Here is a 24381-nt window from a genome sequence, read left to right on the forward strand (position 1 = left end):
GGCCGGTGACCATGTCGGTGCCGGCAGGGCCGGAGGTGCCGATGCACACGCCGATGTTGCCGGGGTTGGCGCGGGTGTAGCCCTCGGCCATGTGCGAGGCGCCCTCGACATGACGGGCCAGCACGTGGTCGATGCCACCGATTTTCTTCAGCGCAGCGTAGAACGGGTTGATGGCGGCACCGGGGATGCCGAACGCGGTATCTACACCTTCACGGCGCATGACCAGAACGGCGGCCTCGATCGCTTTCATGTTGGCCATATGTGTACTCCTTCGCACGGGTCGATAATTTTTGTAGTGGATGCCAGTCTGTATTAGGCTTCCGTGCGGTAGAACACCTGAAAATTGTTTTCTGTCGATATGAAAGGTATCGAATGGCCCGGTACACAGAACTGCACAGCTTCGTCCAGGTCGCCCAGAAGGGCAGCTTCGCGTCCGCCGCCCTGAGCGAGGGGGTGACCCCGGCGATCCTCGGCCGGCGCCTGGATGCGCTGGAGAAACGCCTGGGCGTGAAACTCATGCACCGTTCGACCCGCGGCTTGCGCCTGACCGAGCTGGGTGAGCAACTGCTGGAGCGGGCCAGGCTGCTGCTGCGCGACTTCGACGACATGGAAGCGGATATCAGCGGCTGCGGCTCGATGGTGAAGGGCAACCTGTTGGTCTCGGCGCCGGCTTCGTTCGGCAGGCTGCACGTCGCGCCCCATGCCCTGGGCTTTCACCAGCAGTTCCCCAACCTGAAACTCTCGTTCAACCTCACCGACAGCCTTGTCGACCTGGTCAGCGAGGGCTACGACATGAGCATCCGTATCGGCGGGGTGACCGACCCCAACTACGTGGCCGTCAAGCTGTTCGGTAATCGTCGGGTGGTCTGCGGCACACCGGAATACTTCGCCCGTCATGGCCGGCCGACCACCCTGGAGGAACTGGCCGAGCACAACTGCCTGGCCTTCACCCTCCAGGGCGGGCAGCAACGGGGCTGGGTGTTCCAGCGCGATGGCCGGCAGGTGGCGATGCGGGTCAGTGGCAACCTGGCCTGCAACGATGGCGAGCTGTTGTTCTCCTGGATGCGCCAGGGGCTTGGGATCGGCTGGCGCTCGACCTGGGAGATCCACAACGAGTTGATGAGCGGCGAGCTGGTCACCGTCCTGGATGACTTCGCCCTCGATGACTACGATATCCAGGCGGTGTTTCCCCAGCAGCGCTTCCTGCCGGCCAAGGTGCGCCATTTCATCGAGTACCTCAAGGCGGTGTACCAGAGCCCTGGGTATTGGGCCCAGTAGGCGGCGCGCCCGACCGTGCTATCGTCGGACGGCGGTCAACGCGGGTACAACTGCTCTTCTATCGAGACCGTGCGTGACGAACGTTCGCCACCGGTATGCAGTGTCGTGTCCGTTTCGATCAGCATGACCGCGCATTCCTCTTCGGCGATCGGCTTGTGCTGCACCTGTTTGGGGATCACGCAGAACTCCCCGGCGTTCAGGACAATGGTGCGATCCTCGAGTTGAATCCGGAGCGTGCCATAGATCACCGAGAACATCTCGTCCTCATGTTCATGGGCATGCCAGACGAACTCTCCCTTCAACTTGGCGATCTTGATGAATTGGTTGTTGACCCGGCCGATAACCCGCGGTTTCCAGTACTCGGTTATCGCTTCCAGCTCGCGTTGTGGATCGATGTTGGTCACAGTGTTGGTCATGTGCATGCTCCCGTTAGGCTGAGGCTTGAAATCTAAAGGGGAGCATGGCCTTTGCGTAGCGACGAATTATAATGCCCCCATTAACGTCGCTAATGACCAGACATGCCAAAAGTCCACCACATCGACCTTGCATTGCTTCGTGCCTTCGTGGAGGTGGCCGATACCGGCAGCATGAGCGTCGCCTCGGAGCGCCTGCATGTGACCCAGGGGGCTGTCAGCCAGCGAATCAAGCGGCTGGAAGCCTTCCTCGGCTGCCAGTTGCTGACGCGAGATGCCCAGGGCAGTCGCCTGACCGGGCAAGGGCAATCACTGTTGCCCGATGCCCGACGCCTGTTGCGGATGAACGACCGCCTCTGTGCCCGCATGGGTGACAGGGCGTCTGCCGATCCGGTGCGCCTGGGGCTGCCCTTCGACATGGCCGGCGCCCCGCTGGCGCCCTTGCTCAAGGCCTTCGGTGAGGCGTTTCCGTGGGCTGAGGTGAAGATCGTCAGCGCCTCGTCTCTGGATATCGTGCAGGCGTTCGCCAACGGTGAACTCGACCTGGCGCTGAGCCAAGGCCCGGTGAGTGTCGCATTGGGCGAGCGCCTGGCTGTGGATCAGTTGGTGTGGTTGGGCAATGAGGCGGTCTCGGCACGGCGGCCATTGCCCTTGTGCTTCCTGACGGCCAATTGTGCCTTTCGGGATACCGTCTCCCAGCGCTTGGACGAGGCGGGCACCGCGTGCAAGGTGGTGTTCGAGAATGCATCGGTGGATACCACGCTATCGATGGTCATCAATGACCTGGCGGTAACCCCTTGGTTGCGCAGCCTTGTGCCTGTCGAGGCGAAGGGCCTTGTCCTGGACGCCGGGTTGCCGGTGTTGCCTGATTTTGCGATTCGCTTGCAGGTGGAAAGCAATGCGAGCCCGGCTGTGTCAGGGCTTGCGCAGATCATCAGGGATCACTATCGGCAGGTGCTGCAGCGGCCTGCACGCATCCGCCACGCAAGCCACTAGAATATCGCCTCCCTTGTCGTTTCACGGATACCGCTCATGAGTACCCCGACCTTCCGCCAGGCCACGTCCCGCGATGTGGACCGCTGCTACCAGATCGAGACCGCCGCCTACGAAGGCGACGAGGCCGCCACCCGCGAGAAGATCGCCACGCGCATCGCCCAGTACCCCGAGGGGTTCCTGGTGCTCGAGCTCGACGGCGAGGTGATTGGCTTTATCAACAGCGGTTGTGCCGATGAGGTCGTGGTGTCCGACGAAGCCTTCAAGGAACTGGTCGGCCATGACCCGCAGGGCGCCAATGTGGTGATCATGTCGGTGGTCGTCGACCCGGCGTTCCAGGGCCGTGGTTTTGCCGGGCAGTTGATGACCCGCTTCGTCGCGCAGATGCGCCAGCGTGGCAAGGCGAGCATCCACCTGATGTGCAAGGCGCGGCACGTGGGGATGTACGAGAAAATGGGTTATCGCTATGTCCGGCCCTCGGCCTCCGACCATGGCGGCATGGCCTGGCATGAGATGGTCATGCCGCTCTAAGTCCTCGGTTGCTGTCGCAAACGTGGCCTTGATGCAAAAAAAATGCATCGATACCGCAATGATGGCCTCTTGCAAATAAGCCCAAGGCCATGGGGCGCTGGAGATAGGCGCTGGTTTCGGGTGTTTCGCCTTGGTTACATATATTCATTTTGTTGCACTCAAGCCCCATTTAATTTCAATTAATTTCAGCAAGCCAGCGCTCTAAGCTCCTCCTGTCGCCGCGCAGTCCAGCGGCTTCAGGAGTTTTCCCATGTCGCATGCTTGTGAAACACAGGACCCCGCCACACCCCCTTCCGATGATCTGGTCGACTGGCTGCGCCTGCTCATGCGCGCCGAGCGTGCCGGTGCCCGGCTGATGCTCGACAGCGCCCGGCAGACCGACGACCCCGTGCTGCTCCAGCGCCTGGAGCGCTTGCACGACGGCGAGGCGCAGAGCTGCCAGCGCCTGCGTCATTGCCTGGAGCGGCTCGGTGCCAAGCCCGGCGCTGGCGTGGGCGAGTTCTACGCCAAGGCCATGGCCATCCCCGACCTCCACGAGCGCCTGCAGTTCATCGCCCGCGGCCAGCGTTGGGTGGCGCGGCAACTGCAGGCGCGCCTGCCCCTGATCGAACAGGACTGGCTGCGCCAGGAGCTGGACGTGGTGCTGCGGCTGCACCAGGACACCCCCGACGTTTGAAGCGCGTCCGATCTCCAATACTGACAAGGACACACCATGCCTTCCGAGCTTTCCACCGACCTGCGCAGCGCTGCGCCGGCCAATCGCACCACCCGTTTCGCCCGTTCGTTGCTCGCCCAGGCCGGCCTCGGCCTGGAGGGCGAGCAGCCCTGGGACATGCAACTGCACGCCGCCGACGTGCCCCAGCGCGCCCTGGCCCAGGGCAACCTTGGCCTGGGCGAGGCCTACATGGACGGCGACTGGGATTGCGAACAGCTGGATGAGTTCTTCACCCGCTTGCTGCGCTCCGGGGTGGCCGACCAGGTCAGCCCGCTGGCGCTGATCTACCATGCCCTGCAGGCCCGCCTGCTCAATCGCCAGACGGCCCGGCGTGCCTGGACCGTGGGCGAGCGCCACTATGACTTGGGCAACGATTTCTACGCGGCCATGCTCGACCCACGCATGACCTATACCTGCGGCTATTGGAAGGAGGCCAGCGACCTGGCCCAGGCCCAGGAAGCCAAGCTCGACCTGATCTGCCGCAAGCTCGGCCTGCGCCCCGGCATGCGTGTGCTGGACATCGGCTGCGGCTGGGGCAGCTTCATGGGATTTGCCGCCGAACGCTATGGCGTCGAATGCGTTGGCGTGACCATCTCCCGCGAGCAGTGCCAATGGGCCGAGAAACGCTACAAAGGCCTGCCCCTGGAGTTTCGCCTGCAGGACTACCGTGAGCTGGACGAACGCTTCGACCGTATCGTCAGCATCGGCATGTTCGAGCATGTCGGGCGCAAGAACCATCGCACCTTCATGGAAGTCGCGGCGCGTTGCCTGGGGGATGATGGCCTGTTGCTGCTGCACACCATCGGCAAGAACCGTCGCCGCGACGTACCGGACCGCTGGATCGACAAGTACATCTTCCCCAATGGCGACCTGCCCTCGATCGGCCAGATCGGCGATGCCGCCGATGGCTTGCTGGTGGTCGAGGACCTGCACAACTTCGGTGCCGACTACGACCGCACGCTGATGGCCTGGCATGACAACTTCGAAGCCCACTGGCAATACTTCGCCAACGAGTTGGGGGAGCGTTTCCGGCGTATGTGGCGCTATTACCTGTTGTCGTGCGCCGGGGCGTTCCGCGCCCGGGATATCCAGCTGTGGCAGTGGGTGATGTCGCGGCGCGGCGTGGTCGGTGGGTATCAGCGGGTCAGTTGAGTGAGCAGGGGCCGCTTGGCGGCCCCTGCCTGACCCCCGCGAGAGATGGCGACACTGCTGTACAAATTCTGTTCAATTTAACAGAGGCCGCCGCCGGCGTGACTTACAGCGTTTTATCCACAGACCTACCCACGTTTTTTGTGGACAGATTTCCCAACGCAAAGAATGACTTATCGCACGTCCAGCAGGGCCGCGTTGGCCTGCCTGACCAGTTCGATCCACTCGCTCGTGCTGATCACGCCGCGACGTTCCAGGTCTTCGGCCCAGCGCAAGGCCTGATCGTACTTATCCTCCTCTAGGATGCTTTCCCCGAGAAAACGGCTGCGCCACTCCAGCATTGCTGCAGTGCCTTTCTTGCATTCCATGTATCGATCGACTCCAAGGCAAATGGCCGGCCCCTGCGTGAGAGGCCGCTCGACGGCGGCGCGAGGTTACACGAGTCATTTGCGCTTGAGAATTACTTGCAGATACCGCTTGTCCAGGTGTTGCAAGGGGGAGGGGGCATGCAGGAGGGGAAGGGCCAGGCCCGCCTGGCGGATTAGACGGGCCGCTGGGGTATATCAGCTTGGTGGGATGGTGCCCAATAGGCCGACCAGGATTGTCAGCAGCAGGAAACCACCCAGGAACAGTGCGAGCTTGCCCATCGGAACCTCTGTGTGTGATGACGGAACGGGGGATATTGTCGGGCCTGGGCTGATACGGTTACAGAGGCAGGTTCGATGGAAAAAAGCAGATCAGATGAACCTGCGGTATGGCTTGCATGGGGCCGCTTCGCAGCCCCAGTACTGACTACCCGACCGCCTCACGGCCGCGCTCGGCGCAACGCCTGCAGCAACTCCCGGACCCGCGTCGGCATCTCACCGCCCGGGTACAGCGCATGCATCTGCGGATCCTGCCCGCTGCTGGAGGTCAGGCGGTACTCGGGGCAGACGCGCACCAGGCGGCCGGCACGGACCTCAGGTTCGCCGACCCAGTCGGCCAGGCGGGCGATACCAGCGCCGGCCAGCGCGCTCTGCAGCACGGCGCTGCCGGCGCTCAGGCGCAGCCGTGGATGCGGCCGCAGGCTGGTGATCTGGTCGTCACGGCAGAAGTGCCAGGCCTTGAGGATGCGCGGCGCGGTGTGCAGGATCAGCGCGTGCCCAGCCAGTGCTTCCGGCTCTTGGGGCGTGCCTTCGCGGGCCAGGTAGCCGGGGCTTGCGTACAGGTGGCGTCGGTAGCTCCACAGCGGGTAGCCGATCAGTTCGCTGGACTGGGGAAAAGCGCCGCGCACGACGAAGTCGAACTTGCCCTGCAGCGGGTCGAGGGGCTGGTCGCTGAACTGCACGTCCAGGGTCACCTGGGGATGGCGCCGAGAGAACTCGGCGAGCACCGCCGGCACCACCTGCTGGCCGAGCAGTTCCGGCGCGGCGAAGCGGATCCAGCCTTGCGCCGTGCCACGGAGCGCCGCCAGTTCGTCGGCGGCATCGCGTTGCACATCCAGCAAGCGCTCGGCATGGGGCAGCAGGCGCTCGCCGGCTTCGGTCAGGGTCACGGCGCTGGCGTTGCGGTTGAGCAGCTTGGCGCCAGCGTTGTCCTCCAGAGCTTGTACCGCACGGGTCACGGCGCTGGGCGAGCGGCCCAGGGCACGGGCTGCGGCGACGAAGCTGCGTTTGTGCGCGACACTGACGAAGGCTTGGATCTCTCGCAACATGTCCAATGCCATGGACGACTCCTGATTGCAGTTTTTGCAACGTGGCATTTCAACACAAGCGCGACGCTTTGATTAGCCTTGGCCGGGTTTTTACTGCCTGGAACCGCGCCCATGATGGATATCGTCCTGCTTTCGTTGTTCGCCTTCGCCGCCGGCCTGATCGACGCTGCCGTGGGAGGCGGCGGGCTGATCCAGATCCCGGCGTTGTTCAACGTGCTGCCCAACGCTCAACCAGCGGCTCTGCTGGGCAGCAACAAGCTGGCTTCGGTGTGCGGCACCAGCTTTGCCGCGCGCTCGTTCATCCGCAAGGTGCAGCTGGACTGGGGGCTGATCGTGCCGGCGATGCTCAGCGCCTTCGTCATGTCGTTCGTTGGCGCGGCCACGGTCTCCCTGGTGCCGCCGAGCGTGATGCGTCCGGCGGTGCTGGTGCTGATCGTGCTCATGGCCCTCTACACCTTCTGCAAGAAGGATTTTGGCACCCTGCACACACCGGCCCGCATCGGCCGCAAGGAGCAGTGCCTGGCGGTGCTGATCGGCGGCGCGATCGGCTTCTACGACGGCCTGTTCGGGCCGGGCACCGGCAGCTTCCTGATCTTCCTGTTCATCCGCTTCTTCGCCCTGGACTTCCTGCATGCTTCGGCCTCGGCCAAGCTGGTCAACATCGCCACCAACCTGGCGGCGCTGGTGTTCTTCATCCCGTCTGGCAACGTGCTCTGGGCCATCGCCCTGCCCATGGCGGCGTTCAATATCCTCGGCGCGCTGACCGGGACCTGGCTGGCAGTGCGCAAGGGTGCGGGGTTCGTGCGTGGATTGTTCCTGGTGCTGCTGTGCGTGCTGATCGCCAAGCTGTCGTGGGACCTGCTGGCAGGATGAATCAGACCACCTGACGCTGTGCCTCGGCCTGTTCGACCCGGTTGCGGCCATGGGCCTTGGCCCGGTACAGCGCCTGGTCGGCGTGGGCCAGCAACTCGTCCAGGCTGGGCGCGGGTTGGCCCTCGGCGCAGCCGGCCAGGCCGATGCTGACGGTGATCTGCAGGCGCTGGTCGGCCAGTTGCACGTGCAGGTCCTGCACGGCGCGGCGCAGGCGCTCGGCGGTGAACTTGGCCTGCTCCGGCGCCAGCCCTGGGAGAATGACCACGAACTCCTCGCCGCCCAAGCGGGCGAACAGCTCACCCTCATGCAACTGGTCTTGCAGGGTGCGGGCGAACTGGCGCAGCACCTGGTCACCCACGGCATGGCCGTGGCGGTCGTTGATGCCCTTGAAGTGGTCGATGTCGAGCATCATCAGGGTCAGCGGCAAGGCCGGCACGTGCTGCTGGCGGTTGTCGAGCAGGGCGCTGGCGCGGCGGGTGAAGGCGCTGCGGGTCAGGGTGCCGGTCAGGTGGTCGACCGTGGCCTGGTGCGCCAGACGCGCCAGCAGGCTGCGGTTGGCATTGCTGACACAGGCCACCACCAGTGGCCCGAGCACCAGCATGGCGATGCCCAGGCGCGCCGACACCAGGGTGGTGACGCCGGATTCGCTCTGCGGCACGCTGAAGTGCATGAGGTTGTGGGCTACGGCGACGATCAGGGTGCTGCCGGCGGTCAGCGCCAGCAACGAGACCAGGAACGGCGAGTAGGTCCAGGCGCACCACAACAGCGCGGCGATGGGGAAGGCGATGGCACCGGGCCCACCGAAGGCGATGCTCAGGGCCAGCGAGGCCAGCAGCACCAGCAGCGGGGCGAGGCGGATCGCCTGGCCGCCACCGCGTACCAGGGCGCGCAGCGAGGGGGCGGTGAGCAGCACCGGCAGGACCAGCACGTTGGTGGAGAACTGTTCGCTGAACCACGCAAGCCAGGTAGCGCGCAGCGACTGCTCGAACCATGGGGCGGCCATCATGCAGGCCAGGCTGGCGGCCACCGCGGCCCCGGCGGCGCAGGCGCCGAACACGCAGAGCACGCCCTGGGGCGTGCGCAGGCGCCGGTGCGGGCGTGGCAGACGCGACAATAGTTGCCAGAGGGTGACGATCACGCCCAGGTTGCACAGGTTGAACCACAGCGCGGGCGGCCAGGCGCTGCCACAGGCCAGGTCGGCGGCGACCATGGCCATCCAGACCAGGCCGAACCCTGGCAGGGTGGCCTGCCGTGGGTAACGCAGCAGGACACCCGCCAGCACCGCATTGACCGGCCAGAACAGCGACAGCGATTCGATCGGGCGGGCGAGGATGCCGCCCAGGGTCAGGGCAAAGGTCAGGCCGAACAGGACGAAGGGAGGCAGCAGGCGCGACTGGACTGGAAACACCATGGGCTCGACCGGCAAGCGGAGACGGAATCCAGGACAACGGCTGAAGGCACCTGGGTCAATAGGCGCCAGTGTGTTTCGAGAGGGTAGTTGATGTCAATTGGATATTATCGTGTCGCGAACAGCGGGGATAATGCCATTTTGCCACTTTTCTGCGTCCCTAGAGTCCATAGAACCACGGCACCATCAGCACGGTCACCAGCATCACCAGCAAGGTGAACGGCACCCCGACCTTGACGAAGTCGGCGAAGCGGTACTGGCCGGGGCCCAGCACCAAGGTGTTGACCGGTGAGGACACCGGTGTCATGAAGGCCGCCGAGGCCGCCAGGGCCACCGTCATGGCGAACGGGTAGGGCGACATGCCCAGCTGTTGCGCGGTGCTGATCGCCACCGGGGCCATCAGCACCGCGGTGGCGGTGTTGGAGATGAACAGGCCGATCAGCGCGGTGACGGCGAACAGGCAGGCGAGGATGGCGCTGGGACCGGCATTGCCGAGCAGGCCGACCAGGCCGCTGACCGCAAGGTCGATGCCGCCGGTCTTCTGCAGGGCCAGGGCGAAGGGCAGCATGCCAACGATCAGCACCAGGCTCTGCCAGTGGATGGCGCGGTAGGCGCTGTCCATGTCGATGCAGCGGCCGGCACCCATCAACAGGCAGCCGATCAGCGCGGCGACGACATTGGGCACGGCGCCACTGGCCATCAGGCCGACCATCACCGCCAGGCTCACCAGCGCAAAGGGCGCACGGGTGCGAGCCGGGGCTACCTGGTCGATTTCCGCTGGCAGGCTCAGCACCAGGAAGTCTTTCGGCTGGCTCTGCAGCTGGCGTACCGCCTTCCATGGGCCGACCACCAGCAAGGTATCGCCCAGGCGCAGCTTTTCTTCCACCAATTGCTCCTCGATGGCCGTCTGTTCCCGGCGCAGGCCCACCACGTTGAGGCCGAAGCGGCTGCGAAAGGCAAGCTCCAGGAGGGATTTGCCGATCAGTTGCGAGCCAGGCGGCAGCGAGACTTCGGCCATGCCCAGCTCCTGGGACTGGTCGATGAAATAGGCGGCCTTGAAGTGCAGGGGCTCCAGTTGCATGGTCTGGCACAGGCTGCGCAGGTCGTCGCGGTTGGCGAACAGGTCGAGCAGCAGCACATCGCCCTGGTGCAGCACGGTGCCGGAGTCGACGCTGATCACCCGGGTGGTGAACTTGTGCTGGCGCTCGATGCCGATCACGTTAGCGCCATGCCGGGTGCGCAGTTCCAGTTCGCCGAGGGTGTGGCCGATCAGCGGCGAACGGGGGCGGATGCGCAAGCGCCGTTCGCGGCCGTTGAGCTTGTAGTCCAGCACCAGGTCGAGCAGGGTGCGGCGGGTTTCCAGACGGCCGTCCTTGCGCACCTCGCCCTTGAGCCAATGGCGGGTGAGCAGCATGTAGCCGATCCCCAAAACCAGCACCACCAGGCCGAAAGGGGTGAAGCTGAAGAAGCTGAAGCCCTGTTCGCCATGGCGCACCAGTTCGCTGTGCACCACCACGTTGGGTGGCGTGGCCACCAGGCTGAGCATGCCGCTGATCAGGCCGGCGAAGCTCAGCGGCATCATCAGCCGGCTCGGTGAAAGTTGCAGGCGCGCGGCGATGCTCAGCACCACCGGGATGAAGATCGCCACCACGCCAGTGGAACTCATCACCGAGCCCAGGCCGGCAACCGCGACCATCAGCAGCACCAGCAGGCGTACCTCGCTGTTGCCGGCGCGCTCGCTCATCCACTCGCCGATGCGGTAGGCGATGCCGGTACGCACCAGGCCCTCGCCGATCACGAACAGTGCGGCGATCAGGATCACGTTAGGGTCGCTGAACCCGGCCAGAGCTTGTTCGACGGTGAGAATGCCCGAGAGTGGCAGGGCCAGGATCACCAGCAGGGCGACCACATCCATGCGTGGACGATTGACGACGAACAGGGTGACGACGATGGCCAGCAGGCCAAGGACCCAGAGCAGCTCATGGTTCATGGGGAGGGGGTGTTCCTTCACTCGAGGCACGGAAGACGATTGTGCCCAGTGTGGCAGCTTGCGGTGAAGGAGGTGTTGATGTGTTGCAGGTTTTTGCTGCCAAGGTTTCCGTGGGCAAGCCCGCTTCCAAAGGCCCCGCGCCTATTTCAAGAGCTGCGCAGGGCCTGTGGGAGCGGGCTTGCCCGCGAGGGGAGTACCCCGGTCAGTGGCGATGACGACGTTTGTGCTTGCGGCCGTTGTCATCGCCCAGGTGGTTGCCGATGGCGCCACCAGCCGCACCGCCCAGGCCCGCACCGACGGTGGAGCCGGTCGAGCCGCCGAGCTTGCCGCCTATCACGGAGCCGCCGGCCGAGCCCAGGCCGCCGCCGATCGCCGCTTCGGTACGGTTGCCCTTGCGCGCGCCGACCGCGCTGCCAGCGGCACCGCCAAGGCCGGCACCGATGGCCGCGCCAGTGCTGCCGCCGATCTGTTGACCAACGACGTTGCCCAGGGCGCCCCCCAGGCCGCCGCCGATGGCTGCGGTGCCGTCACCGGCGAAAGCGCCCTGGCACAGCAGCAGGCCGAGGGCGAGGGAAGGCAGAGTCAGACGCATGATATGAACCTCGAAGGAATCATCAGGATAAGGATGTCGCGGCACGGGTGGCCATCAGGATGGCAAGGACGCTTCAGCGGTAATGGCGGTCACGGTAGTTACGGCGATCATCATCACGGTCGTGACGCTGATGATGGCGGTGCCCACGGTCACGATCTCGATCACGCCAGCCATCCTTGTCGTGGTAGTGGTGGCTGTGGCAGCCGCCGACCAGGAGCACGGCAGCAATCAGGGAAAGGCTTGCAAGGCGAGTCATCACGATATAGGTCCTTGATCCGCAAAGGTTTACGGGACACCTCATGAGACAGGGAACGATCGATTTGGTTTCTCTGCCACGCAAGATTTTGTCGCGCGAGCGATGAATGGGCGTGCCTGGCGGCTGCTGTTCTGTCCCGTTGGGCCATGGCTTGGGCGTGCGGCGCACTCTAGACTTCAGCCATTGCCGCCCCCGCAGGCGCGGTATAGCGCCAGGCCGCAACCAAGACGGCCCATCTGCCACACGGTGAATCACGATGATCGCCCATACCCCCACGCTGTTCGCTGCCGTTGCCCTGGTTGCGACGATCCTGGCCTTTTGCCTGTTGCTGGTCGGCCAGCTCAACCGCCGCGACAACCTGTTGCTGACCGGGTACGGGCTGCTCGCCCATGCCCTGGCCTATGTTTGCTACACCCTGTATGGCCATGCGCCGCTGTGGATCAGCTATGGCCTGGGCAACAGCCTGCTGTCGCTGGCCCTGGCCTTCTATTCGGCCAGCCTGTTCCGGGTGCGCGAGCAACGGGTGCCGTGGCGGTCCATCTTCGTCATCCCGTTCTTCATGCTGGCGGGCCTGATGCTGCTGCTCGATACCCTGGAGCCGCGCATGCTACTGGCCACCCTGGTGCTGATGCTGCAGTGTTCGCTGATCCTGTGCTGGGCGCGGCGTCGGGCCGAACATCAGGGGCGGGCGCACCTGTTGTTGATGATCGGCGCGCTGATCAGCCTGGTGGGCTTGGGAATGCGGGTGCTGGCGGTGGTCTTTGGCGAAGCGGCCGAGATGCGCTATGACACCAGCAATCTCAAGCAGACCATTTCCGTCAGCATCGGTACGGTCACGGTGATGATGTACGCCATCGGCCTGGTGCTGATGGCCAAGGAGCGGAGCGAGTCGCGCCTGCAGCACCTGGCCCTGCGCGATGTGCTGACCGGCACCTACAATCGCCGGGCGATCCTCGAGCGTTTCGCCGTGGAGCTGGAGCGGGCCCGGGACGAGCAGAGCGAGCTGGCGGTGGCGATGATCGACATCGACCATTTCAAGCGCATCAACGACCTGCATGGCCACCTGGCCGGAGACGAAGTGCTCTGCCATTGCGTGCGCCAGTTGCAGCAGCGCCTGCGCCAGGGCGACAGCCTCGGGCGCTATGGCGGCGAAGAGTTCCTGCTGCTGTTGCCGCGCACCGATCGCGAAGGTGCGTTGGGCGCCCTGCAGGGCCTGCGCGAGGCCATTGCCCGAAGCCCCGCGCGCTTTGCCGGGGGCGATATCGAACTGCGTTTCAGTGTCGGGCTGTGGTGTGGCGTGCCGGGGCCGCACCACAGCATCGCCAGCCTGATCGCCCAGGCCGATGCGGCGCTGTACCAGGCCAAGGCCGGTGGGCGCGATGCCGTGCGCATGGCGGCCCTGCTAGGGGGCTAGGTCAGTGGATGGCCAGGATCACCCCATTGGTGATCTGCACCAGCACGTAACGCTCGCCCAGGCGTACCCAGTGGCTTTCCTTTTCAGGCGCGGGCAGACCCTTGGCGCGCCAGTCGCGTATGGCCTGGTCGTCGCGCTTGTACTGGTCCGGCGCCTTGTCGCCGACCTTCAGTTCCCGCTGGCTTTGCGGGGCGGTGACGCTGTCCTCGCCCGCCGTCGCCGCCAGGGGCAGGCAGGGCAGGGTAGCAGCGAGCAACAGGGCCGACAGCGATGGGCGCAGCTTCATGGGGTGTCTCCTCCGTGGCGATACATGCCTTATCTGCGACAGCGGTGCACGCAGGACAATTCACTCGCCGTGGCGCCAGTGCTAGAGTCGCCTTCTTTTTTGCCCCGAGGATGGAACATGCGAGCAATTCTGCCGATGGCCGCAGCGCTGGTGCTGGTCGGTTGTGCTTCCGCAACCATGGATGCGGCGCGTGGCGGTGCACCCACCGCCCAGCTCGATTCGAACAAGACGGCGGACATCGTTGCCCAGTGCATCCAGTTCAGCTGGCAGGAGGAGGCGGTGTTCGGTGTCGACGCCAGCGGTTACCTGGAGCGGCGCAAGCAGGGCGGGTTCACCGTCTATACCCGCGAGGCCGAGTCGTTCGCCGACATCTACCCGCAGGCTGGCGGCACGCGGGTCGACTACTACGCGCAGAAGCAGGATTCCACGGCCTTGCGCCGCCGCGCGGCCGCCGCGACCTGCCTGTGATTCAGCGAGGCATGTAGCGCAGCTGCCAGCGCCGCGGGATCTTCAGCGATACCAGGCCCAAAAGGGCTGTGAGCAGGGCGCTGGCCAACAGGGCGGAGCGGCCGAACTGCTGCTCCAGCAGCACGCCACCGATGGCACCCAGGAACATGCCGCACCAGGGCACCAGCTGTACCCGCCAGCCCATCCGGCGCTGGCCCAGCAGGGTGCGGCCCAGGCCACGGCCGAAGCGCGACAGGGCGCCGGTGACGTAGGTCAGGCCGATCGGCAGGCCGTTCACTTCCTCGACCACCGCGTTGATCATGCCCATGGCCGTGACCGCTGCCAGCAGCGCCGGCAGTTGCAGGGGGGCCGGCAGCAGGCCGGCCACCGCCAGCAGGGCGGCGATCAGGGTCAGCAGGGGCCATGGCCGGCGCCCGGTCTTCACCGCGATGATCACGCCCAGGGCGTTGCCAGCGACAAAGGCGCCGATCACCAGCGCCAGGCGTATGACCGGCCCCAGCTCGGCGTTGCCCAGCGAGACCGCCAGGCGGGTGGTGTTGCCGCTCATGAACGAAACGAAATCGCCGGTGGCCATGAAGCCAATGGCGTCGGTCATGCCGGCCAGGACCGACAGGCAGGCGACGAAATACAAGCCGACCGTGCCACGGCGCTGCACGCGCTTCTGGCACTGGCCGTTGACCGACACGCTCCCCGGTAGCATCGTTTTTCCTCCGTCTCAGCCCAGGCGGCGATATGGGCCATTAGCCGCTCGTACTTCCCGCGTTCGACGGTGATGCCCGTGAATACGCTGAAAGCGGGAGTATACCCGAGCGGTCAGCCGGAGTTGATGGGAGCGGTTCGGCTTTGCTGGGGCCGCTTCGCGCCCCAATTACGCCCGTGAAGCCTTCGGCTCAGGACAGGAACCCCCCATCGACATTGAGCGCCGTACCTGTGGTGTAGCTGGAAGCCTCGCTGGCCAGGTACAGCACCGCCCCGGCCATTTCGCTCGGCTCAGCCACGCGCTTGAGCGGGATCTGCTGCAGGGCGGCATTGAGGATGGCGTCGTTCTTCACCAGGGCGGAGGCGAACTTGGTGTCTGTCAGGCCCGGCAGCAGGGCGTTGCAGCGGATGCCGAACGGTGCGCATTCCTTGGCGAAGACCTTGGTCATGTTGATCACCGCGGCCTTGGTCACCGAATAGATGCCCTGGAACAGGCCCGGGGACACACCATTGATCGAGGCCACGTTGATGATGCTGCCGCCGCCGTGCTCACGCATCAGCTTGCCGGCTTCCACCGACATGAAGAAGTAGCCGCGGATGTTCACGTCCACGGTCTTCTGGAACGCCCCTGGGTCGGTGTCCAGTACGTTGCAGAACTGCGGGTTGGTGGCGGCGTTGTTGACCAGGATGTCCAGGCGGCCGAATTGCTCGCGGATACCGGCGAACACTTGCTGGATCTGCTCCAGCTCGCCGATGTGGCAGGCCACCGCGGTGGCTTTGCCGCCGGCGGCGATGATGGCGTCGGCGACCTGCTGGCAGCCTTCGAGCTTGCGGCTGGAGACGATCACATGGGCACCCTGCTGGGCCAGCAGGTGGGCGATGGCTTCGCCGATGCCGCGGCTGGCGCCGGAGACGAAGGCGATCTTGCCATCGAGGTCGAACAGGTGGGTCTTGGACATGCCGGTTTTCCTTCTTGTCTGTCCCAGGGGGCGCTGTTTACAGGGTGGACTTGTCGATCACTTGCAGGGTCATCTGCTCCAGCAGCCGGTTCATGTGGATGAACTGGGCGAAGCGCTTGTCCTGCGTCTGGCCATGGTAGAAGCGGTAGTAGATCTGTTGGACGATGCCGGCCAGGCGGAACAGGCCATAGCAGTAGTAGAAGTCGAAATTGTCGACCTGGATGCCGGCGCGCTCGGCATAGTAGTCGACGAACTGGCGGCGGCTGAGCATGCCTGGCGCGTTGCTCGGCTGGCGGCGCATCAGTTGCACCGGCGCCGGGTCGTCTGCCTCGATCCAGTAGGCCAGGCTGTTGCCCAGGTCCATCAGCGGGTCGCCGAGGGTCGCCATCTCCCAGTCCAGCACGCCGATGATGCGCATGGGGTTGTCGGCATCGAGGATGACGTTGTCGAAGCGGTAGTCGTTGTGCACGATGCCCGGGCGCGGATGATCGGCGGGCATCTTCTCGTGCAGCCAGGCGGTCACCTGCGTCCAGCGGGGGGCATCCGGGGTCAGGGCCTTCTCGTAGCGGTTGCTCCAGCCTTCGATCTGGCGTTGCACGTAACCCTCTGGCTTGCCCAGGTCGGCCAGGCCGCAGGCCGTGTAGTCGACTTGGTGCAGCTCTACCAGGCGATCGATGAAGCTCTTGCACAGGGCTTCGGTGCGGCTGGCGTCCAGGCCCAGGGACGGCGGGATGTCCGAGCGCAGGATGATGCCCTTGACCCGTTCCATCACGTAGAACTCGCTGCCGATCAGCGAGGTGTCGGTGCAGTGCGCGTAGGCCTTGGGGCAGTAGGGGAAGCCGCTGTTGAGCTGGTTGAGGATGCGAAACTCGCGGCCCATGTCGTGGGCGGACTTGGCCTTCTGGCCGAAAGGCGGGCGGCGCAGCACGAACTCCCGGCCCGGGTAGCTGACCAGGTAGGTGAGGTTGGAGGCCCCGCCAGGGAACTGGCTGATCGTCGGCGTGCCGGCAAGGCCTGGAATATGAGCCTTGAGGTAGGGATCGATGACGGCCGCATCGAGCTCTTCGCCGGGGCGTACCTGGGTGGACTGGTCGGTGAGCGTCATGCGTTTTCCTTATTCTCGATCGCAAGGACTATTGGCTAATCTAATTTCCTGCCGCCGCTGGTACAAGCGTGCCAGGCGCCTTATTGGTAAGGGTGTTGCCGGGCGATCAATGCACCTGATGGGCCAGCCCAGACCCCGGGCTGTTCTGTCGTGCAGAAAACATACGGCCGACGAAGGACCCCGTGGGAGAGGGCTTGCCCAAAGGCAACGGCCGGCAGAGGCAAAAAAAAAACCGAAGCGCATCAGGCTTCGGTTTTCTCGTCGGCGTTCGTGGCCGCCACTCAGGCTGGGAACAGCTCGCTGAGCTTCATCGACAGCATCATGTCGCCCTCGACGCGCAGCTTGCCGCCCATGAAGGCCTGCATGCCATCGGTTTCGCCGCTGACGATGCCCTTGAGGGTCTCGCTGTCCATCACCAGGGTGCAGTTGGCATCCGGGTTCTCGCCTTCCTGCAATTGGCAGGTGCCGTCTTTGACGAGCAGGGCGTAGTGCTTGTCCTCGTCGGTGATGTTGAAGCCGAACACCAGGTCCAGGCCGGCGGCAGCGGATGGGTTGAACTTCTCTTGCATCTTCTTGACGGCATCAGCTACGGAGGTCATGGCGCATTCCTTATAGAGTGATATTCACGTCCCCGCAGGGACAACAACAGGCCGGGCTCATCGATAGGTGACGAGCTCCGGCACCTTCAGCAGCCGCACATGGGCTTGGCTGTTGAAGGAAGCCAGTGTCACGTCGCGGCCACGGAACTTCAGCTGGCTGAGCGACGTGTTGATGATCTGCCAGTTCAGCGCGAAGGCTTGACTGGGGGTGATCCGGGTAACCAGGTGGAGCAGGGCGGCGATGGTGCCGCCTGAGGTGAAGATGGCGATGTCGTCACCGCTGCTGGCGCGTTGCAGGACACGCCCCAGGCCTGCCTCGACACGGGCGGTGAAGGCCTGCCAGGTCTCCAGACCATCCTCTTCTTCATGCTCGCCGTCGTACCAGCGCTGCACCATCAGGGCGAACAGACGTTGGAACTCGCTACGGTTCTGCGCGCCGTTGCGCAAAACATGCAGCGCTTCGGGTTCTTCGGGCAGCAGGCCGGGGAGTAGGGCACGGATCACGCCATCGGCGTCGAACTCGTCGAACGCCGGGTCGGTCTCTATGGGCGGTACCTGGCAGCCGTTGGCGTGCATCGCCTCCAGCGCCAGGCGCGCGGTGTCCTGCTGGCGCCGCAGGGTACCGGCCACGCAGTGGTCCAGGCACAGGCCCAGTTGGGCCAGATGCTCGCCCAGGGCCTGGCTCTGGCGCACGCCCACGGGCGACAGGACGTCGTAGTCGTCGGCACCGAAGGAGGCTTGGCCATGTCGGATCAGGTAGATGTTGCCCACGGAGGAGTCCGGCCTGGTGAAGTTGCTGCGAGGTTAGGATGCGGCACGAAGGCTGTCAATGAAAAAACATACAAGCGTTTGAAAAGGTTGTTTGAACTGTATTGCTGCCGTTTTCCGTGGCTGGCAGCGCCACAGGCGCACCGGTATGCTTGGAACAGTTTCGCGCCGTTGGGCGCTGGTCTATCAAGGAGTCAACGTGGAGTTTCTTGCCGAATACGCAAGCTTTCTCGCTAAAACCGCCACCCTGGTGATCGCCATCCTGGTGGTCCTTTCGGCCATCGCCGGCATGCGTGGCAAGGGGCGGCGCAAGCCGGGCGGGCAATTGCAGGTCACCCGTCTCAACGAGTTCTACAAGGACCTGCGCGAGCGCCTCGAGGCAGGCCTGCTCGACAAGCCCCAGCTCAAGGCCCTGCGCAAGCAGCAGGCCAAGGCGGAAAAACAGCAGAAAAAGGCCAAGGGCGACGACAAGAGCCGGGTGTTCGTCCTCGATTTCGATGGCGACATCAAGGCTTCGGCTACCGAGAGCCTGCGCAACGAGATCACTGCGCTGTTGACCCTCGCCACCCCACGTGACGAAGTGGTGCTGCGCCTGGAGAGCGGTGGTGGCCTCGTCCACAGCTACGGCTTGGCGGCCTCGCAGCTGGCGCGTATCCGCCAGGCCGGTATTCCGCTGACCGTGTGCATCGACAAGGTCGCTGCCAGCGGCGGCTACATGATGGCCTGTATCGGCGAAAAGATCATCAGCGCGCCCTTCGCGGTGCTTGGCTCGATCGGCGTGGTGGCGCAGTTGCCCAACGTCAACCGCTTGCTGAAGAAGCACGACATCGATTTCGAGGTACTCACCGCCGGTGAATACAAGCGCACCCTGACGGTATTCGGCGAGAACACCGAGAAGGGCCGTGAGAAATTCCAGGAAGACCTGGACGTCACCCACCAGTTGTTCAAGGATTTCGTCGCCCGCTACCGCCCGCAGTTGCATATCGACGAGGTGGCCACCGGCGAGGTCTGGCTGGGCGTCGCCGCGCTGAACCGCAAACTGGTCGACGAAGTGCGTACCAGCGATGAGTATCTGAGCGAGCGGGCGCGAGAGGCCAACCTGTTCCATCTGCACTACGCCGAGCGCAAGAGTCTGCAGGAGCGTATCGGTATCGCCGCCAGCGGTACCGTTGAGAACACCCTGGTCGGCCTCTGGAGCAAACTCGGCCGCCTGCGCTAACACCTTGAACCCCTTGAAGATTTTTTCTGACAAGGGGGTTGCAAGGTTCTGCGAATGCAGACATAATGGCGTCCATCGAAACGCAGCTGACTTGAAAAAGTCCTGATGTTTCAAGGAGATAGCGAAGCGTGAGCAGCTAGATCCGAACTTTGAGGCCGAGTAGCAAAGTGGTTATGCTCCGGATTGCAAATCCGTCTACGCCGGTTCGATTCCGACCTCGGCCTCCACCATTCGAAAGCCCCGCAGCCATTGAGGTTGCGGGGCTTTTTTCATGCCTGCGGATTTTGCTGGCCCCGGCCATTTGGGACAATTCTGGGACACTGGAAGAAATTGCATGTCCCACGTGTCCCCGGCAAAATCCGGTGCATGGCCACTATCGAGCAGCGCCCCAACGGGGCATGGCGGACCAAGATCCGCCGAAAAGGATATCCGACCCTCTCCGCGACCTTCGATACCAAGGCCGAGGCCCAGCGCTGGGCGGCTGAGATCGAGGGCGACATGTCGCGCGCCAGGTTCGTGGACATGCGCGAGGCGGAGAGCACCACCCTGGAGGAGGCGCTTGACCGTTACTCTCGCGAAGTGACCTCGGCCAAGAAGGGCGCCAAGCAGGAAATGACCCGCATCGCCAAGTGGAAGAGGCACAGGCTAGCGAAGAAAGGCCTGGCCGCAATCCGCTCCAGCGACATGGCTGCATATAGGGATGATGAGCTCAAGGAAGGGAAGTCCGCCGCTACGGTCAAGCTCGACCTAGCGGTGATCAGCCACCTTTTTACAGTGGCCATCAAGGACTGGGGTATTGAGGGGCTGAGCAACCCGGTGGCTCGGCTGAGGATGCCGAAAGGGGCGAAGTCGCGTGATCGGCGGCCGACTGCCCAGGAACTGAAGGATGTGATTAAGGCGGCTGGTGATATCCACGCTGAGATGCCGGCGATCATCGGTATTGCGGTCGAGACGGCGATGCGCCGTAGCGAACTGCTGACTCTTCGTCGTGAGAACGTCAAGGCGAAGCACGTGATCCTGGAAGACACCAAGAACGGCTCCCGCCGACTGGTGCCGCTGTCCGTCCGGGCTCGAAACCTGCTCGAGTCTCTTCCAGCGCGCTTGGATGGCAAGGTGTTTTCTCTGGTGCCGCACTCGGTCAGCCAGTACTTCACCCGGGCGTGCCGGGCTGCCAATGTCGAAGACCTGCACTTCCATGACCTTCGACACGAAGGCACGTCGAGGCTGTTCGAAAAAGGCCTGTCGATGATGGAGGTCAGCGCAATCACGGGGCACAAGTCCTTGAGCATGCTCAAGCGCTATACGCATCTGTGCCCCGATACCCTGGCTGACAAGCTCGGCTAGCGCACGCTGGCCAGCGTCGGCGGCGCCTGGCGCTTCCGGCCGGGCTTCGCCGGCGTGTGCATCCCCCTCTCGCACTCCTGCAAAAACTGGCGAACCGTGCTGACCCTCCAGCAGATCCGGGCGCCCTGCTTGAAGAATGGCGGCAGCCAGGGTGCGCCGACCTGCCGGGCGCTGCGGATGGCGGATTCTGACCGACCAAGCAACTTGGCCAGTTCGGGGATGTGGATGATCTCTTGTTCCATGTAGGGCTCCTGCCGCACCCGGCGGCATCAGTAGGATGCGACTATCTTTTTGCGCTGCTCATGCAGCTCGTTCTCTTTGGCCAACTGCGCCTCACGGTCAGCGAGCCACTTCCTGGCTTTGTCCTGTGCAGCCTTGGCGCTGGTGAACAGCTTCGGCCTCGGGTGCTTTACGCCTTTGCTGTCTACGCAGAACAGGCCTTTTCGCACGATGATGACCTCCCTGACGGCGAAGTCATCGCCTAGGGTGTAGGCCTTGAATGGGGTGGTCATGCAGGTCTCCACGCCGCCGGTGGCGGCAGGTTGGTGGTCAAGCTAGGTCAGCCAGGGCAAATACGATGCCGCGGCAGTAAGGCTCGCAGTCTTCAACCACTTCGAAAGTGGCGTGCGGAATGTCGGTCTTGTAGGTCCAGGAGTAGCCATCCTCCTTGCACCACAGGGCTTCGATGGCTCGGGCAGTCTGCTTGCGTGCGGTGTACTGAACGATTTCCTCGTCTGTCTCCAGGCAGTCGCGATATGGAAGTACGCCCCTGGCATCAACCCGCACAGTGCCGCCGTCGTAGCATCCAACTTCGTCATAGACCGCGCCATCGAACTCCATCAAGTCATCGCTTGCTCCATACACGATGACTAGGCCTGCGGCCTTGGCTGCCTGGCGCAGGTCGGAGGTGATGGCGCGGTGCACCGGGTACTGGGAGCCATTCAGGCGTGCGGCCAGTTCTTCTTTCGTCATGGTAATAGCTCTCCATGCCCGTGCATGTATGCGGCGGGCTTGAGTAGTTGGGGAAGGGTTAAGCTGGGCGCTTCATGAAGGTGATCCAGTGCGTCTTTTCGCGCTTACCGGACTTGTGGCCAAACAGGGGCTTTTCGGGGGTGAGGGCCAGCAACTCACTCACCAGCACCTGGGTTTCGTTCCACTTGAAGATCAAGATTCCTTCGGGCTCCAGCACGCGGAAGCATTCGGCAAAGCCTTGGCGGATGTCCTCTCGCCAGTCGCTGGTGAGCACTCCATACTTGGCTCGCATCCAGCTATCCACGCCGGCGCGGGTCAGGTGTGGCGGATCAAAAACGACCAGTCGGAAGGTTGAGTCCTCAAAAGGCAATTGGCGGAAGTCCATCAGCACGTCAGGCTCCACCTTCAGCACCCGGCCATCGCAGAGCAGGTGTTCCTCGTCACGGATGTCGCCGAACAGGGCGCGCTGGTCCTGCTTGTCGAACCACATCATGCGGCTGGCGCTGCAGGGGTCGAGTACCTTGGCTGTCGCGCTCATCGCGGCCACCTGTAGATCATATAGGCCATGTACATCAGGGGCAGGATCATGGCTTGACCTCCATGGTCGCGTCGATGGCGCACTCGATGTCGTCAGTGTCAGGGTGGCCGCGCTGGTCGCTCCACTGGGCGTTGACGTTGCAGACGTTGTAGACGTGAGCTGCGGCATCGACGTACCAAGCCAGCTTACTGACGAACCGATACCGCTCGGCGTCTTTGCGAAGAGACTCTTTCTCGGCCACCAGCTTGCCCAGGGCGCCGTAGCACTCAGCCAGCAGGTTGTTGGCCACCTCGATCGCCGGCCCCTTGCCGGTCACGCCTCGCTGGCAGGCCTTCATCAGGGCTTCCACGCTGTTCTTCTCAGTCGGCATCAATCAGCTCCTTCGGCACCTTGACGGTATCGCCGAGCAGGTCATTGACTATCCCTCGGCACAGAGAGGCCAGAGGCGTTTGCGAGAAGTGCAGGCCGCCAAGGCCAAACACGCACGCCTCATCACCTTTCAGAAGCTTCTCGCAGTCCTGCTGGTAGAGGTGGGGCGTCTTGCTGCGGTAACGGACCGCGTTTTCCCGGCCGATATCTCGCAGTGTTTCGAGAACATCTTGCTGACGATCGGTGAGCCTCACAGCTACCGCCTTTTCTTCAGGCATGACTTCGTCCTTGGCCGCCATATCGCGGCAGTGAATAGAGGGGTGGATGGCGCTTAAGCTCTGAATCAATCGGGCGTCCAGTCGTCAGGATCACATGCCTTTCAAACGCCGCCCGCTCATCGTGTTCAACCGGCGCGCTCGGCTCTGCGCTGGCGGATATGGTGTCTTGCAGTTTTTCGAGATACTGCGCCCGTTTCTTCCCACTGCTGCCGATCAAGCCCCAGCAAAGCGCGCTCAGCTCGGCAAGCTTGCGATCAGAAGCCTCCAGTTCCCAGCGCCATTTCCTTGCATAGTCTTCCGCCGATTTCGTCTGGTTCTTCAGGTTGCCGATATGGCAGGTAATCATCCTCCCAATATCGTCCGGACGATCAGGGAAGCGGGCGCGATCCTCAATCAGCCTGATGTTCTCGGCGCGCAGCCGCTCAACCTCGCCAGGGGTAGCGTGGGTAAACAGCGGTACGGCATGCTTACCTTCTTCCTGCATTACCTTGATGCCTACGGCTTCACAGTTTGTTGACCAGATGCGGATATTGCCGTTGTCGGCGAATACGGCGTAGGCAACGGGTTCGCCATGGTGCTGCTCGGCTGGCTGGGCCAGGGCCTTGCGCAGCTCGTCTGCCACACTTCGCTCTGCGCTCGGCCCCTCGAAGTGGATTTCAAGCCACTTGGCTGCGCTCTCAGCTAGCTCGCGGGGCACGCTGATCATGTCGGTGTTGCTGGATCGGTTTTCTATGGGCATGTGAATGTCTCGCGGGTATATTGAGCTCGCTGGGTATGTTTCATTGGAAGAGCTGACTAGTGAGTCAATGCCATGATGGTTTATCACTTCTGCAATGAGCAATATGGGTTGCAAAATATAGAAAGGTCGAGGTTAAAAGTTGCGACCGTAATGGATCTCAATGATCCATTTGAAATGATGTGCTTGTCATCTGAAGATCCAGAAACCAGAAAAAGCCTTCGTTTCTTCAAAAGTCGTATAGCGGACCTATATGGAATGCTCTGTTTCAGCAAAACATATGCCAGCCCTGTGCAGTGGGGTCACTACGGAGATAGGCACAAGGGAATATGTTTAGCTTTCGAAATCGACGATTCGTCACTCCATACTGTTGAATACCGCAACGGGCGAATGATTTTTGATCCGGAATCCTACCTCTCTAAATCAAAGGAGCAGAAATACGATTTCATGCTGCGGCAACTCAGGATAAAGCACTCAGAGTGGTCTTATGAGAAAGAGGTAAGGCAGATTTTCTTACTAGAGAAGTCGCAGAGTATTGATGGGTTGTATTTCATGCCGTTCTCTGAGATTGGGTCGCTTCGACAGGTCATTGTCGGTTGTAACTCGTCGCTCAAAAGATCGAAGCTCGCGGCAGTGCTCAGAAATGATTACCCCGAGGTTGAAATTTTCAAGGTAAGGACCGCATTTAAACAGTACAAGATCGTGAGGAATCGCGACGATAATCTTTGGCTGTGAG

At 63.3% G+C, this 24381-nt stretch carries 32 protein-coding genes and 1 tRNA gene; 12 read left to right on the top strand and 21 right to left on the bottom strand.

Annotation, left to right across the window (positions count from 1 at the left end; all coding sequences use genetic code 11):
* On the bottom strand, positions 1 to 259 hold a 259-nt coding region (locus ABFA30_RS00005), incomplete at its 3' end, for a thiamine pyrophosphate-binding protein (RefSeq protein WP_410045014.1).
* 113 nt (positions 260 to 372) lie between these two features.
* On the opposite strand from ABFA30_RS00005, the gene ABFA30_RS00010 reads away from it, so the two are divergent.
* Positions 373 to 1278, top strand: a complete 906-nt coding sequence (locus tag ABFA30_RS00010; protein WP_225790776.1) for a LysR family transcriptional regulator — start codon at positions 373 to 375, stop codon at positions 1276 to 1278.
* A gap of 35 nt (positions 1279 to 1313) precedes the next feature.
* Here the strand turns inward: ABFA30_RS00010 and ABFA30_RS00015 are convergent, their stop codons facing one another.
* On the bottom strand, positions 1314 to 1694 hold the full coding sequence (locus ABFA30_RS00015; protein WP_225790775.1) for a cupin domain-containing protein: 381 nt from the start codon (positions 1692 to 1694) through the stop codon (positions 1314 to 1316).
* Between the two features lie 102 nt (positions 1695 to 1796).
* Here ABFA30_RS00015 and ABFA30_RS00020 point away from each other — a divergent pair, with 102 nt between their 5' ends.
* The 4 genes from ABFA30_RS00020 (at position 1797) to cfa (ending at position 5082) form a co-directional block, all read left to right on the top strand.
* Positions 1797 to 2687 carry a LysR family transcriptional regulator gene (locus tag ABFA30_RS00020; RefSeq protein WP_225790774.1) on the top strand — a complete coding sequence of 297 codons (891 nt, stop codon included), beginning with the start codon at positions 1797 to 1799 and terminating at the stop codon, positions 2685 to 2687.
* A 36-nt stretch (positions 2688 to 2723) separates the two neighbouring features.
* Entirely contained in the window at positions 2724 to 3215 is a 492-nt protein-coding gene (locus ABFA30_RS00025; RefSeq protein ID WP_410045015.1) for a GNAT family N-acetyltransferase, read from the top strand.
* 250 nt (positions 3216 to 3465) lie between these two features.
* Positions 3466 to 3891: a DUF892 family protein gene (locus ABFA30_RS00030; protein WP_225790772.1), complete on the top strand. Its 426-nt coding sequence runs from the start codon at positions 3466 to 3468 to the stop codon at positions 3889 to 3891.
* Positions 3892 to 3927: 36 nt separating this feature from the next.
* On the top strand, positions 3928 to 5082 hold the full coding sequence (gene cfa, locus ABFA30_RS00035) for a cyclopropane fatty acyl phospholipid synthase (RefSeq protein WP_225790771.1): 1155 nt from the start codon (positions 3928 to 3930) through the stop codon (positions 5080 to 5082).
* 170 nt (positions 5083 to 5252) lie between these two features.
* Here the strand turns inward: cfa and ABFA30_RS00040 are convergent, their stop codons facing one another.
* Together ABFA30_RS00040 and ABFA30_RS00045 are read right to left on the bottom strand one after the other, a co-directional pair.
* Positions 5253 to 5447 (bottom strand): hypothetical protein, encoded by a 195-nt coding sequence (locus ABFA30_RS00040; protein ID WP_225790770.1) that lies wholly within the window; start codon positions 5445 to 5447, stop codon positions 5253 to 5255.
* Between the two features lie 437 nt (positions 5448 to 5884).
* The gene (locus tag ABFA30_RS00045) at positions 5885 to 6784 is read right to left on the bottom strand and encodes a LysR family transcriptional regulator (RefSeq protein WP_225790769.1); all 900 of its coding nucleotides are present in this window, start codon (positions 6782 to 6784) and stop codon (positions 5885 to 5887) included.
* 99 nt (positions 6785 to 6883) lie between these two features.
* On the opposite strand from ABFA30_RS00045, the gene ABFA30_RS00050 reads away from it, so the two are divergent.
* Positions 6884 to 7645 (top strand): sulfite exporter TauE/SafE family protein, encoded by a 762-nt coding sequence (locus ABFA30_RS00050; protein WP_225790768.1) that lies wholly within the window; start codon positions 6884 to 6886, stop codon positions 7643 to 7645.
* Position 7646: 1 nt separating this feature from the next.
* Here ABFA30_RS00050 and ABFA30_RS00055 read toward each other — a convergent pair whose 3' ends face one another.
* The 4 genes from ABFA30_RS00055 to ABFA30_RS00070 form a co-directional block, all read right to left on the bottom strand.
* Entirely contained in the window at positions 7647 to 9071 is a 1425-nt protein-coding gene (locus tag ABFA30_RS00055) for a diguanylate cyclase (RefSeq protein WP_410045016.1), read from the bottom strand.
* Between the two features lie 142 nt (positions 9072 to 9213).
* Positions 9214 to 11043, bottom strand: coding sequence for an SLC13 family permease (locus tag ABFA30_RS00060; RefSeq protein WP_410045017.1), 1830 nt, complete (start codon positions 11041 to 11043; stop codon positions 9214 to 9216).
* A 202-nt stretch (positions 11044 to 11245) separates the two neighbouring features.
* Complete coding sequence (locus ABFA30_RS00065) at positions 11246 to 11635, bottom strand: glycine zipper domain-containing protein (protein WP_225790765.1); 390 nt, start codon at positions 11633 to 11635, stop codon at positions 11246 to 11248.
* Between the two features lie 73 nt (positions 11636 to 11708).
* Entirely contained in the window at positions 11709 to 11891 is a 183-nt protein-coding gene (locus tag ABFA30_RS00070; RefSeq protein ID WP_225790764.1) for a hypothetical protein, read from the bottom strand.
* Positions 11892 to 12147: 256 nt separating this feature from the next.
* Here ABFA30_RS00070 and ABFA30_RS00075 point away from each other — a divergent pair, with 256 nt between their 5' ends.
* Complete coding sequence (locus ABFA30_RS00075) at positions 12148 to 13305, top strand: GGDEF domain-containing protein (protein WP_225790763.1); 1158 nt, start codon at positions 12148 to 12150, stop codon at positions 13303 to 13305.
* Between the two features lies 1 nt (position 13306).
* Here ABFA30_RS00075 and ABFA30_RS00080 read toward each other — a convergent pair whose 3' ends face one another.
* Positions 13307 to 13591, bottom strand: coding sequence for an RcnB family protein (locus tag ABFA30_RS00080; protein WP_225790762.1), 285 nt, complete (start codon positions 13589 to 13591; stop codon positions 13307 to 13309).
* A gap of 117 nt (positions 13592 to 13708) precedes the next feature.
* Here ABFA30_RS00080 and ABFA30_RS00085 point away from each other — a divergent pair, with 117 nt between their 5' ends.
* Positions 13709 to 14059: a hypothetical protein gene (locus tag ABFA30_RS00085; RefSeq protein ID WP_225790761.1), complete on the top strand. Its 351-nt coding sequence runs from the start codon at positions 13709 to 13711 to the stop codon at positions 14057 to 14059.
* Position 14060: 1 nt separating this feature from the next.
* On the opposite strand, the gene ABFA30_RS00090 is transcribed toward ABFA30_RS00085, so the two are convergent.
* The 5 genes from ABFA30_RS00090 to ABFA30_RS00110 form a co-directional block, all read right to left on the bottom strand.
* On the bottom strand, positions 14061 to 14759 hold the full coding sequence (locus ABFA30_RS00090) for a YoaK family protein (RefSeq protein ID WP_253080878.1): 699 nt from the start codon (positions 14757 to 14759) through the stop codon (positions 14061 to 14063).
* A 190-nt stretch (positions 14760 to 14949) separates the two neighbouring features.
* Entirely contained in the window at positions 14950 to 15717 is a 768-nt protein-coding gene (locus tag ABFA30_RS00095; protein ID WP_253080877.1) for an SDR family oxidoreductase, read from the bottom strand.
* A gap of 37 nt (positions 15718 to 15754) precedes the next feature.
* Entirely contained in the window at positions 15755 to 16822 is a 1068-nt protein-coding gene (locus ABFA30_RS00100; protein WP_410045018.1) for a phosphotransferase family protein, read from the bottom strand.
* A 281-nt stretch (positions 16823 to 17103) separates the two neighbouring features.
* Positions 17104 to 17421: an SCP2 sterol-binding domain-containing protein gene (locus tag ABFA30_RS00105; protein WP_225790757.1), complete on the bottom strand. Its 318-nt coding sequence runs from the start codon at positions 17419 to 17421 to the stop codon at positions 17104 to 17106.
* A 57-nt stretch (positions 17422 to 17478) separates the two neighbouring features.
* Positions 17479 to 18192 (bottom strand): histidine phosphatase family protein, encoded by a 714-nt coding sequence (locus ABFA30_RS00110; RefSeq protein ID WP_410045019.1) that lies wholly within the window; start codon positions 18190 to 18192, stop codon positions 17479 to 17481.
* Positions 18193 to 18388: 196 nt separating this feature from the next.
* Between ABFA30_RS00110 and sohB the strand changes: the two genes are divergently transcribed.
* From sohB to ABFA30_RS00125, 3 genes are all read left to right on the top strand, one after another.
* Complete coding sequence (sohB, locus tag ABFA30_RS00115; RefSeq protein ID WP_225790755.1) at positions 18389 to 19408, top strand: protease SohB; 1020 nt, start codon at positions 18389 to 18391, stop codon at positions 19406 to 19408.
* Positions 19409 to 19561: 153 nt separating this feature from the next.
* A tRNA-Cys gene (locus ABFA30_RS00120) sits at positions 19562 to 19635 on the top strand.
* Positions 19636 to 19774: 139 nt separating this feature from the next.
* Positions 19775 to 20752 (top strand): tyrosine-type recombinase/integrase, encoded by a 978-nt coding sequence (locus tag ABFA30_RS00125; RefSeq protein ID WP_253168207.1) that lies wholly within the window; start codon positions 19775 to 19777, stop codon positions 20750 to 20752.
* Here the strand turns inward: ABFA30_RS00125 and ABFA30_RS00130 are convergent.
* Genes ABFA30_RS00130 through ABFA30_RS00160 form a run of 7 tightly spaced genes read right to left on the bottom strand, consistent with a single transcriptional unit; the run spans position 20749 to position 23648 of the window.
* Positions 20749 to 20994, bottom strand: a complete 246-nt coding sequence (locus ABFA30_RS00130; protein WP_253168208.1) for a helix-turn-helix transcriptional regulator — start codon at positions 20992 to 20994, stop codon at positions 20749 to 20751. The two genes, ABFA30_RS00125 and ABFA30_RS00130, sit on opposite strands and share 4 nt — an antisense overlap.
* Positions 20995 to 21021: 27 nt before the next feature.
* Positions 21022 to 21264: a hypothetical protein gene (locus ABFA30_RS00135; RefSeq protein ID WP_253168210.1), complete on the bottom strand. Its 243-nt coding sequence runs from the start codon at positions 21262 to 21264 to the stop codon at positions 21022 to 21024.
* A 37-nt stretch (positions 21265 to 21301) separates the two neighbouring features.
* Positions 21302 to 21724 (bottom strand): hypothetical protein, encoded by a 423-nt coding sequence (locus tag ABFA30_RS00140; protein ID WP_410045020.1) that lies wholly within the window; start codon positions 21722 to 21724, stop codon positions 21302 to 21304.
* Between the two features lie 58 nt (positions 21725 to 21782).
* Positions 21783 to 22262: a class I SAM-dependent methyltransferase gene (locus ABFA30_RS00145; RefSeq protein WP_253080871.1), complete on the bottom strand. Its 480-nt coding sequence runs from the start codon at positions 22260 to 22262 to the stop codon at positions 21783 to 21785.
* A gap of 46 nt (positions 22263 to 22308) precedes the next feature.
* Entirely contained in the window at positions 22309 to 22632 is a 324-nt protein-coding gene (locus tag ABFA30_RS00150; protein WP_410045021.1) for a hypothetical protein, read from the bottom strand.
* Positions 22622 to 22909 carry a hypothetical protein gene (locus tag ABFA30_RS00155; RefSeq protein ID WP_410045022.1) on the bottom strand — a complete coding sequence of 96 codons (288 nt, stop codon included), beginning with the start codon at positions 22907 to 22909 and terminating at the stop codon, positions 22622 to 22624. The genes ABFA30_RS00150 and ABFA30_RS00155 overlap by 11 nt, the downstream gene beginning before the upstream one ends.
* Complete coding sequence (locus ABFA30_RS00160; RefSeq protein ID WP_410045023.1) at positions 22902 to 23648, bottom strand: hypothetical protein; 747 nt, start codon at positions 23646 to 23648, stop codon at positions 22902 to 22904. Before ABFA30_RS00160 ends, ABFA30_RS00155 begins: the two co-directional genes overlap by 8 nt.
* A 72-nt stretch (positions 23649 to 23720) precedes the next feature.
* On the opposite strand from ABFA30_RS00160, the gene ABFA30_RS00165 reads away from it, so the two are divergent.
* A complete protein-coding gene (locus tag ABFA30_RS00165) occupies positions 23721 to 24380 on the top strand; it encodes a DUF2971 domain-containing protein (RefSeq protein ID WP_410045024.1) in 660 nt (219 codons plus the stop codon).
* The last annotated feature ends 1 nt before the right edge of the window (position 24381 follow it).

It is taken from the genome of Pseudomonas sp. HLMP, assembly GCF_046365545.1.
Taxonomy (GTDB): domain Bacteria; phylum Pseudomonadota; class Gammaproteobacteria; order Pseudomonadales; family Pseudomonadaceae; genus Aquipseudomonas; species Aquipseudomonas guariconensis_B.

What these genes read in the sequence shown, in the direction of transcription:
- ABFA30_RS00010 (WP_225790776.1), top strand. Translation starts at nt 373, where the DNA reads ATGGCCCGGTACACAGAACTGCACAGCTTCGTCCAGGTCGCCCAGAAG.
- ABFA30_RS00015 (WP_225790775.1), bottom strand. Translation starts at nt 1,694, where the DNA reads ATGACCAACACTGTGACCAACATCGATCCACAACGCGAGCTGGAAGCG.
- ABFA30_RS00020 (WP_225790774.1), top strand. Translation starts at nt 1,797, where the DNA reads ATGCCAAAAGTCCACCACATCGACCTTGCATTGCTTCGTGCCTTCGTG.
- ABFA30_RS00025 (WP_410045015.1), top strand. Translation starts at nt 2,724, where the DNA reads ATGAGTACCCCGACCTTCCGCCAGGCCACGTCCCGCGATGTGGACCGC.
- ABFA30_RS00030 (WP_225790772.1), top strand. Translation starts at nt 3,466, where the DNA reads ATGTCGCATGCTTGTGAAACACAGGACCCCGCCACACCCCCTTCCGAT.
- cfa (WP_225790771.1), top strand. Translation starts at nt 3,928, where the DNA reads ATGCCTTCCGAGCTTTCCACCGACCTGCGCAGCGCTGCGCCGGCCAAT.
- ABFA30_RS00040 (WP_225790770.1), bottom strand. Translation starts at nt 5,447, where the DNA reads ATGGAATGCAAGAAAGGCACTGCAGCAATGCTGGAGTGGCGCAGCCGT.
- ABFA30_RS00045 (WP_225790769.1), bottom strand. Translation starts at nt 6,784, where the DNA reads ATGGCATTGGACATGTTGCGAGAGATCCAAGCCTTCGTCAGTGTCGCG.
- ABFA30_RS00050 (WP_225790768.1), top strand. Translation starts at nt 6,884, where the DNA reads ATGATGGATATCGTCCTGCTTTCGTTGTTCGCCTTCGCCGCCGGCCTG.
- ABFA30_RS00060 (WP_410045017.1), bottom strand. Translation starts at nt 11,043, where the DNA reads ATGAACCATGAGCTGCTCTGGGTCCTTGGCCTGCTGGCCATCGTCGTC.
- ABFA30_RS00065 (WP_225790765.1), bottom strand. Translation starts at nt 11,635, where the DNA reads ATGCGTCTGACTCTGCCTTCCCTCGCCCTCGGCCTGCTGCTGTGCCAG.
- ABFA30_RS00070 (WP_225790764.1), bottom strand. Translation starts at nt 11,891, where the DNA reads ATGACTCGCCTTGCAAGCCTTTCCCTGATTGCTGCCGTGCTCCTGGTC.
- ABFA30_RS00075 (WP_225790763.1), top strand. Translation starts at nt 12,148, where the DNA reads ATGATCGCCCATACCCCCACGCTGTTCGCTGCCGTTGCCCTGGTTGCG.
- ABFA30_RS00080 (WP_225790762.1), bottom strand. Translation starts at nt 13,591, where the DNA reads ATGAAGCTGCGCCCATCGCTGTCGGCCCTGTTGCTCGCTGCTACCCTG.
- ABFA30_RS00085 (WP_225790761.1), top strand. Translation starts at nt 13,709, where the DNA reads ATGCGAGCAATTCTGCCGATGGCCGCAGCGCTGGTGCTGGTCGGTTGT.
- ABFA30_RS00090 (WP_253080878.1), bottom strand. Translation starts at nt 14,759, where the DNA reads ATGCTACCGGGGAGCGTGTCGGTCAACGGCCAGTGCCAGAAGCGCGTG.
- ABFA30_RS00095 (WP_253080877.1), bottom strand. Translation starts at nt 15,717, where the DNA reads ATGTCCAAGACCCACCTGTTCGACCTCGATGGCAAGATCGCCTTCGTC.
- ABFA30_RS00100 (WP_410045018.1), bottom strand. Translation starts at nt 16,822, where the DNA reads ATGACGCTCACCGACCAGTCCACCCAGGTACGCCCCGGCGAAGAGCTC.
- ABFA30_RS00105 (WP_225790757.1), bottom strand. Translation starts at nt 17,421, where the DNA reads ATGACCTCCGTAGCTGATGCCGTCAAGAAGATGCAAGAGAAGTTCAAC.
- ABFA30_RS00125 (WP_253168207.1), top strand. Translation starts at nt 19,775, where the DNA reads ATGGCCACTATCGAGCAGCGCCCCAACGGGGCATGGCGGACCAAGATC.
- ABFA30_RS00130 (WP_253168208.1), bottom strand. Translation starts at nt 20,994, where the DNA reads ATGGAACAAGAGATCATCCACATCCCCGAACTGGCCAAGTTGCTTGGT.
- ABFA30_RS00135 (WP_253168210.1), bottom strand. Translation starts at nt 21,264, where the DNA reads ATGACCACCCCATTCAAGGCCTACACCCTAGGCGATGACTTCGCCGTC.
- ABFA30_RS00140 (WP_410045020.1), bottom strand. Translation starts at nt 21,724, where the DNA reads ATGACGAAAGAAGAACTGGCCGCACGCCTGAATGGCTCCCAGTACCCG.
- ABFA30_RS00145 (WP_253080871.1), bottom strand. Translation starts at nt 22,262, where the DNA reads ATGAGCGCGACAGCCAAGGTACTCGACCCCTGCAGCGCCAGCCGCATG.
- ABFA30_RS00150 (WP_410045021.1), bottom strand. Translation starts at nt 22,632, where the DNA reads ATGCCGACTGAGAAGAACAGCGTGGAAGCCCTGATGAAGGCCTGCCAG.
- ABFA30_RS00155 (WP_410045022.1), bottom strand. Translation starts at nt 22,909, where the DNA reads ATGCCTGAAGAAAAGGCGGTAGCTGTGAGGCTCACCGATCGTCAGCAA.
- ABFA30_RS00160 (WP_410045023.1), bottom strand. Translation starts at nt 23,648, where the DNA reads ATGCCCATAGAAAACCGATCCAGCAACACCGACATGATCAGCGTGCCC.
- ABFA30_RS00165 (WP_410045024.1), top strand. Translation starts at nt 23,721, where the DNA reads ATGATGGTTTATCACTTCTGCAATGAGCAATATGGGTTGCAAAATATA.